Genomic DNA, 13294 nt, shown 5'->3' on the forward strand with positions numbered 1-13294 from the left:
ACATTCTCGTGAGTTCCGACTTCGAACCAGCACGGAATTCGTCGGTACCGACGTTTCAGGAGCAATCCCGAGCCACCGCCGGGTACAGCGGTGGATTCAGACGCGCGAATCCGTCCTGCCGGTAGTACGGGAAATAGGGGTACGGCGCGTCGGTGTCGGAGACGTTGTCGAGCAACTCGCGATGCGGAGCACTCAGCGACCATCCGGCAGCTCCGAGGTTCTCGTTGAGTTGTTCCCGGTTGCGCGCGCCGATGATCACGCTGGAGACACTGTGCCGATCGCTCAGCCAGTTCAGGGCCACTTGCGCAACGGTTTTGGCGGTGTCGTGAGCAACGCGATCCAGCGCGTCGACGACGCGGTAGAGGCGCTCGTCGTCGACCGGCGGCCCGGCAGAGGCGGTGGCGTGCAGCCTGCTGGACGACGGGAGCGGGACACCACGGCGGACACGTCCAGTCATTCGACCCCACCCCAATGGGCTCCATACGATCGCCCCGACTCGCTCTTCGACCGCGAGCGGCATCAGTTCCCACTCGTAGTCCCGACCGATCAGCGAGTAGTACACCTGGTGAGCCACCGGCCGTGCAGCTCCACGCTCGTCGGCGGTCGACAGCATCTTCATCAGCTGCCATCCCGAGAAGTTCGACACCCCCGTGTACAGAATCTTGCCGCTCCGGACCAGCTCGTCGAGTACGTCGACGACTTCCTCCATCGGCGTCGAGGCGTCGTAGGCGTGGAGCTGGAACAGGTCGATCCGATCGGTTCCCAGTCGGCGTAGCGCCGATTCCACCGCCTGAACGAGTCGCCGACGCGAGGTGCCGTAATCGCCGGCACCGTCCCCGGTCGGGAGCGCTGCCTTGGTGGAGATCACGACCTTGTCCCGTCGTCCACGAAGCGCGGCACCGAGAACCTCCTCGGATGCACCGTCCGAGTAGACGTCCGCGGTGTCGAACAGGTTCACGCCGGCGTCGAGGCACTGATCGATCAGTGCACGGGCGGCGTCGACGCCGGTAGTCCCCCACGCTCCGAAGAAATCACCGCGTCCGCCGAACGTGGCGGCGCCGAAACCGTACTCGGACACCACCAAATCGGAGCTTCCAACTCGTCGATACCTCATATCGAACCTTTCTAACGGGACTGTATTTCCGTTAAGACCATACAACGGTTCGCAACAAAACGGAACTGCAGTACCGTTAGTGGCTGCAATGCCGTACGATCGGGCACCATGACCGTTGCGACGAAAAGCAAACCCGCAACCGCGACAGCGCGCCCGGGCGGCCGCACCGCCCTTGTGCGCCGCGCAGTGCTCGCAGCCACCGAGGATGCGCTGATCGAGCACGGGTTCGCCGGTGTCGAGCTCCCCGCCGTCGCCGACGCCGCGAAGGTAGGCAAGACGACGGTGTATCGACGATGGGGATCTCCGCAAGCGTTGGTGTCGGACCTTCTCGACGACATGGCTGCTCGATCGGTCAGTGCAACGCGGACAGGCGATTTCACTGCCGACCTGTCGGCAAACGCCGAACTGGTCGTGAAAACCCTGACCGATCACCGCACCGGCAGACTCTTCTCCGCGCTCATCGCCGCCTCGACGCACGACGCGGACACCAAGCAAGCATTGGCGAATTTCTATCGAACGCGAGTGTCGGAGTGGGCGGCAGCAGTGACCGACGCCGTCGAACGTGGCGACCTGCCTTCCGACACCGACGCCGACGAAGTCGTTCGATATCTGTCGGCACCGCTGTACTACCAATTCATGACCACCACGAAGCCACTCGATGCAGCAGACGCCGACCGAGCAGTGCGAGCAACAGCAGCAGCGGCACGCGCGGGCGTATTCGGCGGACGAGAACAGGACACCCGTGGAAACTCCTGACGGCACGTTGCCGCAACCCGAGACAGTCGTCGTGGATGGAGTCTCGATCGCGACGTACGTGATCGAACCGCCGACAGAAGCCGTCGGCGATGTGGTCATCTGCCATGGGACGCCGTGGTCTGCAGCAGTATGGGCAGGCGTCGCCCACCACCTGAGCCGGGATCATCGGGTTCACCTCTGGGACATGCCAGGCTACGGCCGGTCCGGAACCCTGGACGCGGCAGTCGATCTCGACACCCAGATGTCGAGATTGGCTCGGCTGCTGTCACTGTGGGGCGTGAACCGTCCGCACGTCATCGCCCACGACATCGGCGGCGCGGTCGCACTCGGTGCACATGTACTGCATGGCATCGACTATGCATCGTTGTTTCTGTGGGACATCGTCACACTGGACCCCTGGGGGTCGCCATTCTTCAAGCTCGTCGCCGAGCACACCGAAGTGTTCGGCGCGCTTCCCGCACCATTGCACGCTGCGCTCGTGCGCGAATACATCGCCGGTGCTGCCCGGCGGCCGCTGAGTTCCGAGTGGCTCGAGGCCCTGACCGGGCCCTGGCTCGGGGAGGTCGGACAGCCCGGGTTCTACCGACAGATCGCCGCCCTACGCCCCGACCACACCCAGCCCTTGGTCCGCAAGCTGGCGGAAGTTCGCTGTCGGACTCGAATCGGCTGGGGCACCGATGATCCCTGGATACCGGTGGAGCAAGCAACCCGGCTTCGGCAATCGCTACCGGGCGAACCGGCCGTGATCACACTCGACGGCGTCGGACACCTGGCGCCGATCGAGTCCTCGGCCGACGTATGCAGGGCCGTCGACGGTTGGATCCGTTGATGATCGGGTCCGTCGACGTATGTGCGTGCTACCCGGCGTTGCCCGTCGCGGCGGCTTCAGCCGCGCGAGCCTTGGCGAAGTTGGCGATGCTCTGGGCGTAGTGCGGGGTTTCGAGTTCGCAGTGCTGCCCCGACGCCTTCTGCCGCGCTGCTGCGGCATCTTCGAAGGTCTGTCCGCTCGAGGTGATGAACTCGAGGAATTCCTCGGTGGGGTGCGAGGTGACCGTGTTGATGTAGCGCAGATTGTCGCCGTCGAGTTGTTCGATGCCGAGCTCCCAGATCACTTGAGTGGTAGTCCATCCCGCAGCCGAGAAGACGTCGGAGATCGAGACCATCTTGCAGTAGTGCCTGCTGGCGACCTCGAAACGATACTGCTGGATGACGAGACCGGTGCCGATCATCTAGACATTGATCGACATCGGGGTGCCGTCGTCGTCGACGGTGCAACCGGCGGCCTTGTGATCCCCGGGTGCGCAGCGCTGATACTCATGCGTGGGAAGGGTTTTGAGCCACTGCTCGATATCGACGAAGTCGAGCGGCGCGGTGACGTCGGCGGTGACCACCGCATGCGAGAGTTGAAGATCGGGACGAGGAGTTGCGCTCATGGTGTTCTTCTTTCGAGTTGAGCCGGTCATCCGGCGACTTGTTCGACAAGAAGAACTCTGGTGCACGTCGGAGGCGAAAACATTGAAGGTCTCGTTACTCGTCCACTACCGGCTGCCCGGTATCTCGTTCCTCGGGCCTCCCGAACGCTTCTCGGGTGACCGTTTGAGCCGCTGGCCGACCCGTTCGGCGAGCGCCGTGACGTCGTCGTCGGTGTCCGCGCTGAGACGGCGAAGTCGTCACCGCCCACTCGCCACGCAACGTCGACGCACGCACGACTTCTGTCCGTGCCCAGCGACGACGTTCTTCACACCCGAAACCCAGGGTCGAGATCTGACCACCATCGACGACGCCAACGCATCTTCGGGCGTATCGGAGTCTCGATCCACCGGCCCGCACACCTCGACCGAGCACTGCGGTTCAGCCGGATCCGCCCGCTCACCTCTCTGACGCAACCGCAGAAGCCGATAGCACCCTTGACAGCGCACTTGCATTTTGCAAGTGTTCTCGCATGAGCCTGTTCATCACCTGCCCCGTCGACGACGTCGAGCGCGCCACCACCTTCTACACCGCCCTCGGCTGGACCCTCAACGCAGAGATGTCCGACCACAACGTCTCGTGCTTCGCAATCACACCCGGGCAGTACGTCATGCTCGGCAGCCGCGAGATGTACGCAAGCGTGGGAGGTACCGAGGAGTTGATCGGCGGGCCGGGTACCCCGTCGAAAGTCACCGTTTCCTTCGACCTCGCCAGCCGCGAGGCCGTCGACGAACTCGTCGAACGTGCAGGCGCCGCCGGTGGTCGAATCGGTGACACCGACGACTACCCGTTCATGTACCAGCGCCAGTTCGACGATCCCGACGGCTATCACTACTCCCCGTTCTGGATGAAGCCGGACGTCGACTCGCCCGCGTGAGCGACCTGGCCGCAGCGCTCGACGTCGTCGGCGCTCGGTGGGCTTTACTGATCGTGGAGCGACTGCTCGACGGGCCGCAACGCTACGGCGATCTCCAGCGCGATCTCGGAACGCCGACGAACATGCTCGCGACCCGTCTGCGCGAACTCGAAGCCGCAGGCGTGTTGACCCGTCTTCCGTTGAAGCACAACACAAGAGCCTACGCACTCACCGAACGCGGACATGCCCTGCGCACAGCGATCGACGCGCTCGGACGTTGGGCAGTGCACACAGAACGCCGAGGATGAGTCGGCCGTTTGGGTTCGCAGCGGTGTCGTCGGGCGAGGTTCGACTTGCCGAGTCCACCCTTACTCGCGCGGCGTATCGCAATCGAGATGGACGCCTTCGAGAACCCGCGGACACGAACACAGCGTGACTCCAGCACCAGCGTCCGCGTCGTGTACCAATGCGATAAGTTCTCGCTATGGCGCGTGGCATCGCAGGGACGGCGCGGGGAATCACCCTTCAGCAGTTGCGGTACTTCGTGGAAGTGGCCGCCGAGGGATCCATCAGTGCCGCGGCCGACCTTCTCTACGTCGCGCAACCGACCCTGTCGTCCGCATTGAAAGACATCGAGAATCGCGTAGGGCGGACGCTCTTCCTTCGCTCGACCCGCGGCGTGACGCTCACCGAGGACGGGGCGGAATTCCTAGGCTATGCGCGTCAAGTGGTCGAGCAAGCAGAGCTCTTGGAACAACGCTATCTGGGCCGCGGACCCTCCCGGCGGCTGCTGGCCGTGTCGACTCAGCACTACTCGTTCGTCGTCGACGCCTTTGCCCGGATGGTGAAGGCATCCGAAGCGGCAGAATATGCGTTCACTCTTCGCGAGACCCGTACGTGGGACATCATCGAGGACGTTCGCACACTGCGAAGTGAGCTCGGTGTGCTGTATCGCAACGAGTTCAACGCAAACGTGATCGACAAGTTGATTCGCGAAGCCGGACTGGTGTTCACGCCGCTGTTTCTGGCGTCGCCGCACATTTTCGTCGCCCGCACGAATCCGCTCGCAGAACGAACGAGCGTGACGCTGAGCGATCTGGAGGATCTGCCCCGGCTCACCTTCGACCAGGGCGCCAACAACTCCTTTTACCTGGCTGAAGAGATCCTCTCCACCCGTTCGTCGAAGCAGGACATCCGGGTGAGTGATCGGGCGACCATCTTCAACCTCATGATCAGTCTGGCTGGATACACGATCTCTACCGGCATCGTCTCGGACGATCTCGATCCGTCCATCGTCGCCGTGCCGTTGGACGTGGACGAACGAATCGAGATCGGTTGGATCGGTCATGCCTCGGTGTCCTTGACCGCTCAGGCCCGGCGATTCGTGCTGGAGATGCGCGACGTCGTCTCAGGATTCGGAGTCGATCTACTGGGATAGCCATTCGCTATATCCAGCTATCGTTCGAAGCAATTAGCCTATGACGGTCGGTCTGTCTACACTCATTTTCGCGTCACTTTGCGCCCCCGATCTTCGAGTATCTCGGCCCGAGAGTCCATCTGGGGCGCGAGGATGCGGTGGGCCGAAGTGCTGCACAGAACCAAGCAATCAGCCGTGCGGCGACGCCCTCGTCGCTGTAGTTACCGCACATGATCGGGGCAACTCTCCACAATGACGAACGACTGTGCCTTCAGCATCGATACGACACGCTTCGACGAGGACTACACACCGTCGACCAGCTCGCGCAGTACGACGAATTTCGCGAATCTCGCACGGGGCGAGGGTCGCCGACAGAATCTGCGCAATGCGGTGACGATGATGAATACCCGTGTCAACGAGTTGGTGCACTGGGACAACCCACGTGGTGACCGCTACAGCCTCGACCTCGACATCGTTTCCGTCGACCTGCATCTCGCATCGGCCGGGGATGGATCCGCATTCCCGGTGATCGAAGTGCTCGATGTCGACATCGTCGACATCGAGACCGGATCCCGCACCGAGGGAATCGTCGGGAACAACTTCTCCTCGTACATTCGTGATTACGATTTCAGTGTTCGGCTCCCGGGGCACCGAGCAACGGGAATTCCCAGCGACTTCGGCGACCTGCACGGGCAGGTGTTCCAGCGTTTCGTCGAGTCGGACGAGTATCGCGAACGATTCTCGCAGCCGCCGGTCATCTGCATCAGTGTGTCGACGTCCATGACGTACCGCCGTCTTACCAATCACCATCCGATTCTCGGGGTGGAGTACGTGGCGGACGAGCAGTCGCTCACCGACCGGTACTTCGAGAAGATGGGGCTCCGCGCGCGATACTTCATGCCTCGCGGTTCCGCCGCTCCACTTGCCTTCTACCACCGTGGCGACTTGCTCAATGACTACTCGTTACTCGCGCTTGCAGGAACGATCGCGACGATGGAAACGTTTCAGAAGATCTACCGTCCGGAAATCTACAATTCGAATACCGCAGCGGCGCAGGTATATCGGCCCAGCCTCGACAACGGCAACTACTCACTGCCACAGGTGAGTTACGACCGTGTCGAGCGCACCGGCCTCGCAGCCACCCAAGGAAAGTTCACCGAGGTGAATCTCATCGAACCGTACGGCGCCGTTCTCGAACGGTGGGCTTTCGAGCAGACGGCCTGAGCCCGCAGAACCGAAAGGTACCAGAGATGAACACCCTCCTACCCACCTCGATCGTCGGTAGCCTGCCCAAGCCCTCCTGGCTATCCGAGCCCGGAAAGCTGTGGTCCCCATGGAAGTTGCGAGACGACGAACTGCGCGAAGGGAAACTCGACGCCCAAGCCCTTGCGGCGCTCGAACAAAAGCAAGCCGGGCTCGACATAGTCAGCGACGGTGAACAAACCCGTCAACACTTTGTGACCACGTTCATCGAGCACCTCAGCGGCGTCGACTTCGATCGACGCGAGACCGTGCGAATTCGAGACCGCTACGACGCAAGTGTTCCAACGGTAATCGGCGAAGTCAGCCGCGAAAAGCCCGTGTTCGCCGACGACGCCGCCCGCCTCAGAGCGACAACCGACCAGCCGATCAAGTGGGCCCTGCCCGGTCCGATGACAATGGTCGACACACTCTACGACGACCACTACAAGAGCCGCGAAAAGCTTGCATGGGAGTTCGCGACGGCGCTGAATCAGGAAGCGAAGGACCTGGAAGCGGCAGGCGTGGACATCATCCAGATCGACGAGCCTGCGTTCAACGTGTTCTTCGATGAACTGAAGGACTGGGGCGTGGCGATGCTCGAGCGTGCCACGGACGGGTTGAGCTGCCAGACTGCCGTGCACATCTGCTACGGGTACGGCATCAAGGCCAACACCGATTGGAAGGCGACGCTCGGGGCAGAGTGGCGTCAATACGAGCAGTCGTTTCCACTGCTGCGACGGTCTTCGATCGACATCGTGTCGCTGGAGAGCCACAATTCGCGGGTACCGGTCGACGTGATCGAATTGCTTCGGGGCAAGAAAGTCATGCTGGGAGCGATCGATGTTGCGAGTAGCACCATCGAGACGCCCGAGGAAGTCGCCGCCACCCTTCGACGCGCCCTCCCGTTCGTCGACGCGGACAAACTGTATCCGAGCACCAATTGCGGTATGGCGCCTCTCGATCGACGGGTCGCGCGAGAAAAGATACGCACTCTCGCCGCCGGGACCGACCTCGTGCGACGCGAGCTGTCCTAGCGGCGCGACGGCACCCGAATACCTTGCGACACATCCGTTGCAAGGCACGTCCAGTCCCAGTGCAAACCTGGGAGGAGGAACGGGTGCTCCTCCCCCCAGGTCGTTTCAGTGTTGTAGTGCCGGGTAGTCGGTGTATCCCTCTGCACCGTCCGAGTAGAAGGTGCTCTGGTCCGGAGTGTTCAGTGGAAGGTCTTCCTTCCATCGGCGGGCCAGATCCGGGTTGGCGATGGCGGGACGGCCGACCACGACAGCGTCGCCGAATCCGTCGTCGACCAGGGACAGAGCTTCGTCCCTGCTGGTGATTTCGCCGAATCCACTGTTGACGAGAACCGGACCGCCGAAGGTGCGGCGCAGATCCTGGACGAGCTCACCCGACGGATCCTTGTGCAGCACACTCAGGAACGCCAGACCCAGCGGAGCGATCCCCTTCACCAGGGCGGTGTAGGTCGCGTGCACGTCGTTGCGGTCGGTTTCGAGCGCATCCTGGATGTTGTGCTCGGGTGAGATTCGGATTCCGACGCGGTCGGCTCCGATGGCGTCGGCGACCGCTTGCGCGACCTCCACGACGAACTTCGCGCGGTTCTCGGGTGTGCCGCCGTAGGCATCGTCACGCTGATTCGATGCGGGCGAAAGGAACTCGTGCAGCAGGTAACCGTTGGCGGAGTGAATCTCGACGCCGTCCAATCCTGCTGCGATGGCGTTCTTGGCTCCTTGGACGAATTCCTCGATCACCGAAGGAAGTTCGTCGGTCGTCAGGGCGCGAGGCACGGGGTACGGCTTCTTCCCGTCGTAGGTCCGTGTCTCACCGTCGATGGCGATCGCGCTCGGGGCGACGACCTCGTAGCCGCCTGTTGTCGCCTCGTGCGTGACACGGCCTGCGTGCATGACCTGAGCAACGATCAGACCACCCTCGGCGTGCACGGCGTCGGCGACATTCTTCCAGCCGTCGATCTGCTCGGGCGTGACGAGGCCAGGTTGGCCGGGGAATCCCTGACCCGCGTGCGACGGATACGTGCCTTCGGTGACGATCAGACCGAGCGAAGAACGCTGACGGTAGTGCTCGACCACCAGCGGGCCGGGAACTCCGTCACGCCCGGACCGCACCCGCGTGAGCGGAGCCATCACAAGCCTGTTCTCGAGGTCGAGGGCACCTAGCGTCAACGGAGAAAACAACTTCACTGATTCGACTCTTTCCAGACGGGGGCGATACTTACATCGGCTAACCGTCGGAGAACAGTCAGGTATTCCGGTCAGAGATGATCGTCACCATCGAGGGGTGTGCGACGGGACGTCGCGTGTCGCTGCCGGCGCGTCAGGTTTCCGTTGTCTCGATCGGACTTCGCTGGCGCCGGACGATCCCCGTGACCACGGCGATGATGGCACCGACAGCGAGCACGACGGCCGATGCGAACGGGAGTGCGTTGTCCACGGCGCCCACCGCCAGGACGGCGGGGATCGCCAGCCCCGGCCATGGCATCACAGTCTTCCAATCACCCGAGCTCCACCCGAGGATGGAACAGATCCCGACGACGAACAGCACGACCCCGCCGCACAGGATCCAACGGCCCGCGTCGGTCAGCTCCCCGACGGGATGCAGAACATACTGCTGAATCCCGACCCCGAGCAGCGCAACCCCCAGAGCAACAGGAAGATGGCCGTAGACATACCCATCGGCGCGACCACTTTCCACCGCCCGATCGTCGTCCTGGATCTCGAACTTGGCTTCCGCACCGGCGATGTCGAAGTACATCCACCACACGGCAGCCGCAATGGTGAATCCCAGTGCTGCCACCGACAATGACGACCAGGCCCACGAAGTGTCACGCATCCCGAGCACGACGGCCGAAACCGATTCACCCAGGACGAGAATGACGAAGAGTCCGAAGCGTTCCGGAAGATGGTCGAGGTGTAGCGGCACATTCTGACCCCACCGGGTCGCTGCGAACGGAGCAGCCGCCTCGACAGCGATGCCTACCGCCCACAGGACGTAGGTGAGCGGCGACGGGATGAACAGCGAAATCGTCCAGATCACGATGCTGATGACCGTCGCCGCGAGATAGAGATCGATGGTGCCCCGTACGTCGGCGATATGGCGCCACGCACGGAAGTAGAGACCGGCGAGAAGCACTCGGGTCGCGATGTATCCGATGCCGAACGCGACGGTGCCGCTACCACCGATGGCCGTGGTCGCACTCGCCGCCATCACCGCGACCGCGAACGTCGCGGCCAGTTTGAGCACCCGATAGAGAACGTCGTTCGTGTCGAATCTGTTGGCGTACAACGTAGTCGTCACCCACGACCACCAGGTGACAGCGAACAGTCCGGTGAACACCGCTACCCCGTGCCACCCCAGGTCGTCCTTCAAGCCGATCGCGAGCTGATGAACAACCAGCACATAAGCGAGATCGAAGAACAGCTCCAGCCGCGTTGCGGCACGATCGTCCTTGGTTCGAAGTCGAGGCGGCTGAAACACCGGGGTGGATTGGTCGGCCCCGGAATCACCGTCCGCGTGTGTTTCGGGGTAATCGTCCATGCCGACACATACCCCACTCGGTCCAACTCAACCTCGACCAGAGTTGGAGCACATCCCGCCATTACTGCCTCGAACTGTGCCGTGAGAAGCTGTAGACAGCGTTCGAGTCGTCAAGCTTCCCGGCGTTTCTCGTGCAGGGCAGCATCGGTGTCGGCGATGGCCAACATTCTGTTGATGTCCGCGCCGGCCAGTGCACCGGCCGCCGCCGAGGGACCGACCTGGGCAGTCAGATCGGTGGCGTTCCCCGCCACCCACACACCCGGCACTTCGGTAGCGCCGGCGATGCCGGAGGCGAAACCGACACCTATGTTCGGCGGTTCATGCACCGGCAGGCCCAGACCTTCCAGTCCCTGGATGCGGGCTCGCAGTTGTGCGAGTACGGCCACCACACTCCGGGCCACGATCTGTCCGTCGGCCAGTCGCAGCCCGGCGAGCGCACCATTGTCGTCGTCGACGATCTCGGTGACAGGAGTGTCGACGATGCGAATACCGCGGGCTGCGAAACGATCACGGTCGTCGTCGTCGAGGTCGGTGCCCTGGGTGAAATAGATCAGGTCCTCGGTCAGCTGGCGGAACAGAAACGTGTGAACGATCGATACCGGACCGGTGGCGAGGATGCCGATGGGCTGATCGCGCACCTCCCATCCGTGGCAGTACGGACAATGCAGCACACTATCGCCCCAGTGTTCGGCCAGACCGGGCAATTCCGGCAACACGTCGGTGAGTCCGGTGGCGATCAGAATGCGACGGGAAGTGATGGTTCGACCGTCGGCGAGAGTCACAGTGAACCGCAGGTCCCCGCGCGCGGACGGGGGCGCAGGCTCGGCTGCCATCACCTCGGCGTCGACGACGAGGCCGCCGTACTGGCGCACCTGCTCTCGGCCCCGGCGGAGAATCTCCTGCGGCGCCATTCCGTCCAGGACGATGAACCCGTGCATCGACGCTGCAGGTGCATTGCGCGGGGATCCGCTGTCGATCACGACGACCGAGCGCCGGGAACGAGCGAGTATCAGTGCTCCGTTGAGCCCCGCGGCGCCTCCGCCGATCACCACCACATCGACGATTTCCTCGGCAACGGCATCACTCTGGTAAGTCGGTGTCGTAGCGGTCATGGTTTCCTGCCTCCGGTTGTTCGACATATCCAGGGTCACCCTCTGACTGGTGTGGTGGGCGTCGGGTCGGTTGGGCGAGCGGTCGCAGCGCTCTCGACGGGAGGCTCGACGCTCGTGGGCGTGAGGGTTCGTTGGCCCGGTAGAGCAGCGAGGACGATCATTGTTCCGGTGGCCATGACGATGCCACCGATGAGGCTGGTGTGGGAGACAGCGTAGGCGAAGGACTGTTGGACGGCCTCGACGATTGCTCGGGCAGTCTCGGGTCCGGCAGCGGAACTCTGCGCGACCTGCTCTGCGACCGCCAATCCACCACCGACCGAGTCCTTGGCGATCTGCATCGCTTCGGCAGGAAGCCGATCTGCCGCCAGGTCGGTCAGTTCGTCGCGATATGCGGTGCCCAGCACCGATCCCAGCACTGCGATGCCCAGCGCCCCGCCCAGTTCGAGCGCTGTGTCGTTGGCACCTCCTGCGACGCCCAACTCGGATTCTGGGAAGGTCCCCATGATCGTGTCGGTCGCCGGCGCGATGCTCACGCCAAGAGCCAAACCCAGCATCAGCAACGGAGTGAGGAAGTCGATATACGTCGAGCCATCGTCGATCCTGGTGAGCAGGAACATCCCTGCCGTTCCGATGATCAATCCGCCGACGACCATCGCCCTGACCCCCAACTGTGGAGTGAACTTCCCGGTGATCGCAGATCCGAGAAAAACAGCGGCGCCCAACGGCAGCAGGCGTACGCCCGTAGCGAGAGCGTCGTAACCGAGGACGAACTGCAGAAATTGCGTCGAATAGTAGAGCACCGCGAACATTCCGAAGAAAAAGACCAGCACCGCGAGCATCGAACCGGTGAACGGCCGCAGCGCGAATTTACGGACGTTCAGCATCGGATGCGGATGACGCAACTCCCAGGCAACGAACCCCGCCAGACCGACAGCGGCAACGACGATGGCCGCGACGGGGCCTGCGTCCCAACCCGAATGCGGACCCTCGATGGCGCCGTAGATCAAGGAACCGAGGGTGACGATGGACAGCAGACCACCCACGTAGTCGATGCGGCCCATGTTCTCGGCCTTCGACGGCGGAACCAGGACGAGCGCTGCAACGACGGCGAGGACCGCGATCGGGACGTTGATCAAGAACGTCGAACCCCAACCGTGGTCCTCCAGCAACCAGCCCGAGACCAGGGGTCCAACAGCAACCGCCACCCCGGATGTTGCGGCCCATGCGGTGACGGCCTTACCTCGTTCGTCGCGGGGAAACGTCGCTACCAGCAGTGACAGCGTGGCCGGCATCACGACAGCGGCTCCGACACCCATGATTGCCCGGGCTGCGATCAGCATCGTGGTCTCGTCGACCATGCTGCCGATAACCGAACCACCGGCGAACACCGACAGCCCCAGCACCAGCGCACCACGTCGACTGTATTTGTCCCCGATCGAGCCCAGCACCAGCATGAGCGCCGCGTACGGGACGGTGTATCCATCGACGACCCACTGCAGATCGCTACTGCTCAAGCCCAGATCCGCAGTCAGATCGGGGGCGGCGACGATCAGCGACGTGTTCGCCATGACCGTGATCAGCAGACTGAGACACAGCACCAGCAGAGCCCACCACCGCCGCGGGTAGGGAGTCGACATATCTGTGACGGGTGTTCTCGCAAGTAAAGGCATCAGTTACTCCTGAGATAGAAGGGTCCGAATCTGCGGGCCAGTCGGTTGACAGTGCGTATCGGGGGTCGAATCACATGAGGGCGCGAACCG

14 protein-coding genes are annotated in these 13294 nt (G+C 63.0%); 7 read left to right on the top strand and 7 right to left on the bottom strand.

Annotated features, from left to right (window positions below):
• Nucleotides 1-55: 55 nt before the first annotated feature.
• Nucleotides 56-1114 carry an aldo/keto reductase gene (locus tag H292_RS0109895; protein ID WP_027498719.1) on the bottom strand — a complete coding sequence of 353 codons (1059 nt, stop codon included), beginning with the start codon at nucleotides 1112-1114 and terminating at the stop codon, nucleotides 56-58.
• Between the two features lie 108 nt (nucleotides 1115-1222).
• On the opposite strand from H292_RS0109895, the gene H292_RS0109900 reads away from it, so the two are divergent.
• Nucleotides 1223-1870, top strand: a complete 648-nt coding sequence (locus H292_RS0109900; protein WP_020111288.1) for a TetR/AcrR family transcriptional regulator — start codon at nucleotides 1223-1225, stop codon at nucleotides 1868-1870.
• On the top strand, nucleotides 1857-2699 hold the full coding sequence (locus H292_RS0109905) for an alpha/beta fold hydrolase (protein WP_020111289.1): 843 nt from the start codon (nucleotides 1857-1859) through the stop codon (nucleotides 2697-2699). Before H292_RS0109900 ends, H292_RS0109905 begins: the two co-directional genes overlap by 14 nt.
• A gap of 28 nt (nucleotides 2700-2727) precedes the next feature.
• Here H292_RS0109905 and H292_RS28555 read toward each other — a convergent pair whose 3' ends face one another.
• On the bottom strand, nucleotides 2728-3099 hold the full coding sequence (locus H292_RS28555) for a hypothetical protein (protein ID WP_020111290.1): 372 nt from the start codon (nucleotides 3097-3099) through the stop codon (nucleotides 2728-2730).
• The gene (locus H292_RS28560; RefSeq protein WP_020111291.1) at nucleotides 3100-3303 is read right to left on the bottom strand and encodes a hypothetical protein; all 204 of its coding nucleotides are present in this window, start codon (nucleotides 3301-3303) and stop codon (nucleotides 3100-3102) included.
• A 509-nt stretch (nucleotides 3304-3812) separates the two neighbouring features.
• On the opposite strand from H292_RS28560, the gene H292_RS0109920 reads away from it, so the two are divergent.
• The 5 genes from H292_RS0109920 to H292_RS0109940 all read left to right on the top strand — a co-directional run bounded on the left by H292_RS0109920 (nucleotide 3813) and on the right by H292_RS0109940 (nucleotide 7889).
• Nucleotides 3813-4217: a VOC family protein gene (locus H292_RS0109920; RefSeq protein ID WP_020111293.1), complete on the top strand. Its 405-nt coding sequence runs from the start codon at nucleotides 3813-3815 to the stop codon at nucleotides 4215-4217.
• The gene (locus H292_RS0109925) at nucleotides 4214-4504 is read left to right on the top strand and encodes a winged helix-turn-helix transcriptional regulator (RefSeq protein WP_020111294.1); all 291 of its coding nucleotides are present in this window, start codon (nucleotides 4214-4216) and stop codon (nucleotides 4502-4504) included. The genes H292_RS0109920 and H292_RS0109925 overlap by 4 nt, the downstream gene beginning before the upstream one ends.
• 176 nt (nucleotides 4505-4680) lie before the next feature.
• Nucleotides 4681-5634 carry a LysR family transcriptional regulator gene (locus H292_RS0109930; RefSeq protein WP_019663369.1) on the top strand — a complete coding sequence of 318 codons (954 nt, stop codon included), beginning with the start codon at nucleotides 4681-4683 and terminating at the stop codon, nucleotides 5632-5634.
• A gap of 231 nt (nucleotides 5635-5865) precedes the next feature.
• Complete coding sequence (locus H292_RS0109935) at nucleotides 5866-6837, top strand: putative oxygenase MesX (protein WP_020111295.1); 972 nt, start codon at nucleotides 5866-5868, stop codon at nucleotides 6835-6837.
• Nucleotides 6838-6863: 26 nt separating this feature from the next.
• Complete coding sequence (locus H292_RS0109940) at nucleotides 6864-7889, top strand: methionine synthase (RefSeq protein WP_027498720.1); 1026 nt, start codon at nucleotides 6864-6866, stop codon at nucleotides 7887-7889.
• A 105-nt stretch (nucleotides 7890-7994) separates the two neighbouring features.
• On the opposite strand, the gene H292_RS0109945 is transcribed toward H292_RS0109940, so the two are convergent.
• From H292_RS0109945 to H292_RS0109960, 4 genes are all read right to left on the bottom strand, one after another.
• Entirely contained in the window at nucleotides 7995-9068 is a 1074-nt protein-coding gene (locus H292_RS0109945; RefSeq protein ID WP_020111297.1) for an alkene reductase, read from the bottom strand.
• A 133-nt stretch (nucleotides 9069-9201) separates the two neighbouring features.
• Nucleotides 9202-10422: a low temperature requirement protein A gene (locus H292_RS0109950; RefSeq protein ID WP_020111298.1), complete on the bottom strand. Its 1221-nt coding sequence runs from the start codon at nucleotides 10420-10422 to the stop codon at nucleotides 9202-9204.
• Between the two features lie 110 nt (nucleotides 10423-10532).
• Nucleotides 10533-11534, bottom strand: coding sequence for an NAD(P)/FAD-dependent oxidoreductase (locus H292_RS0109955; RefSeq protein WP_020111299.1), 1002 nt, complete (start codon nucleotides 11532-11534; stop codon nucleotides 10533-10535).
• Nucleotides 11535-11569: 35 nt separating this feature from the next.
• Nucleotides 11570-13204, bottom strand: a complete 1635-nt coding sequence (locus H292_RS0109960; protein WP_027498721.1) for an MFS transporter — start codon at nucleotides 13202-13204, stop codon at nucleotides 11570-11572.
• Nucleotides 13205-13294: the final 90 nt, after the last annotated feature.

This window comes from Rhodococcus sp. 114MFTsu3.1 (genome assembly GCF_000383555.1).
GTDB classification, from domain to species: domain Bacteria; phylum Actinomycetota; class Actinomycetes; order Mycobacteriales; family Mycobacteriaceae; genus Rhodococcoides; species Rhodococcoides fascians_E.

What these genes read in the sequence shown, in the direction of transcription:
- H292_RS0109900 (WP_020111288.1), top strand. Translation starts at nt 1,223, where the DNA reads ATGACCGTTGCGACGAAAAGCAAACCCGCAACCGCGACAGCGCGCCCG.
- H292_RS0109955 (WP_020111299.1), bottom strand. Translation starts at nt 11,534, where the DNA reads ATGACCGCTACGACACCGACTTACCAGAGTGATGCCGTTGCCGAGGAA.
- H292_RS0109895 (WP_027498719.1), bottom strand. Translation starts at nt 1,114, where the DNA reads ATGAGGTATCGACGAGTTGGAAGCTCCGATTTGGTGGTGTCCGAGTAC.
- H292_RS0109940 (WP_027498720.1), top strand. Translation starts at nt 6,864, where the DNA reads ATGAACACCCTCCTACCCACCTCGATCGTCGGTAGCCTGCCCAAGCCC.
- H292_RS0109960 (WP_027498721.1), bottom strand. Translation starts at nt 13,204, where the DNA reads ATGCCTTTACTTGCGAGAACACCCGTCACAGATATGTCGACTCCCTAC.
- H292_RS0109935 (WP_020111295.1), top strand. Translation starts at nt 5,866, where the DNA reads ATGACGAACGACTGTGCCTTCAGCATCGATACGACACGCTTCGACGAG.
- H292_RS28560 (WP_020111291.1), bottom strand. Translation starts at nt 3,303, where the DNA reads ATGAGCGCAACTCCTCGTCCCGATCTTCAACTCTCGCATGCGGTGGTC.
- H292_RS28555 (WP_020111290.1), bottom strand. Translation starts at nt 3,099, where the DNA reads ATGATCGGCACCGGTCTCGTCATCCAGCAGTATCGTTTCGAGGTCGCC.
- H292_RS0109920 (WP_020111293.1), top strand. Translation starts at nt 3,813, where the DNA reads ATGAGCCTGTTCATCACCTGCCCCGTCGACGACGTCGAGCGCGCCACC.
- H292_RS0109930 (WP_019663369.1), top strand. Translation starts at nt 4,681, where the DNA reads ATGGCGCGTGGCATCGCAGGGACGGCGCGGGGAATCACCCTTCAGCAG.
- H292_RS0109950 (WP_020111298.1), bottom strand. Translation starts at nt 10,422, where the DNA reads ATGGACGATTACCCCGAAACACACGCGGACGGTGATTCCGGGGCCGAC.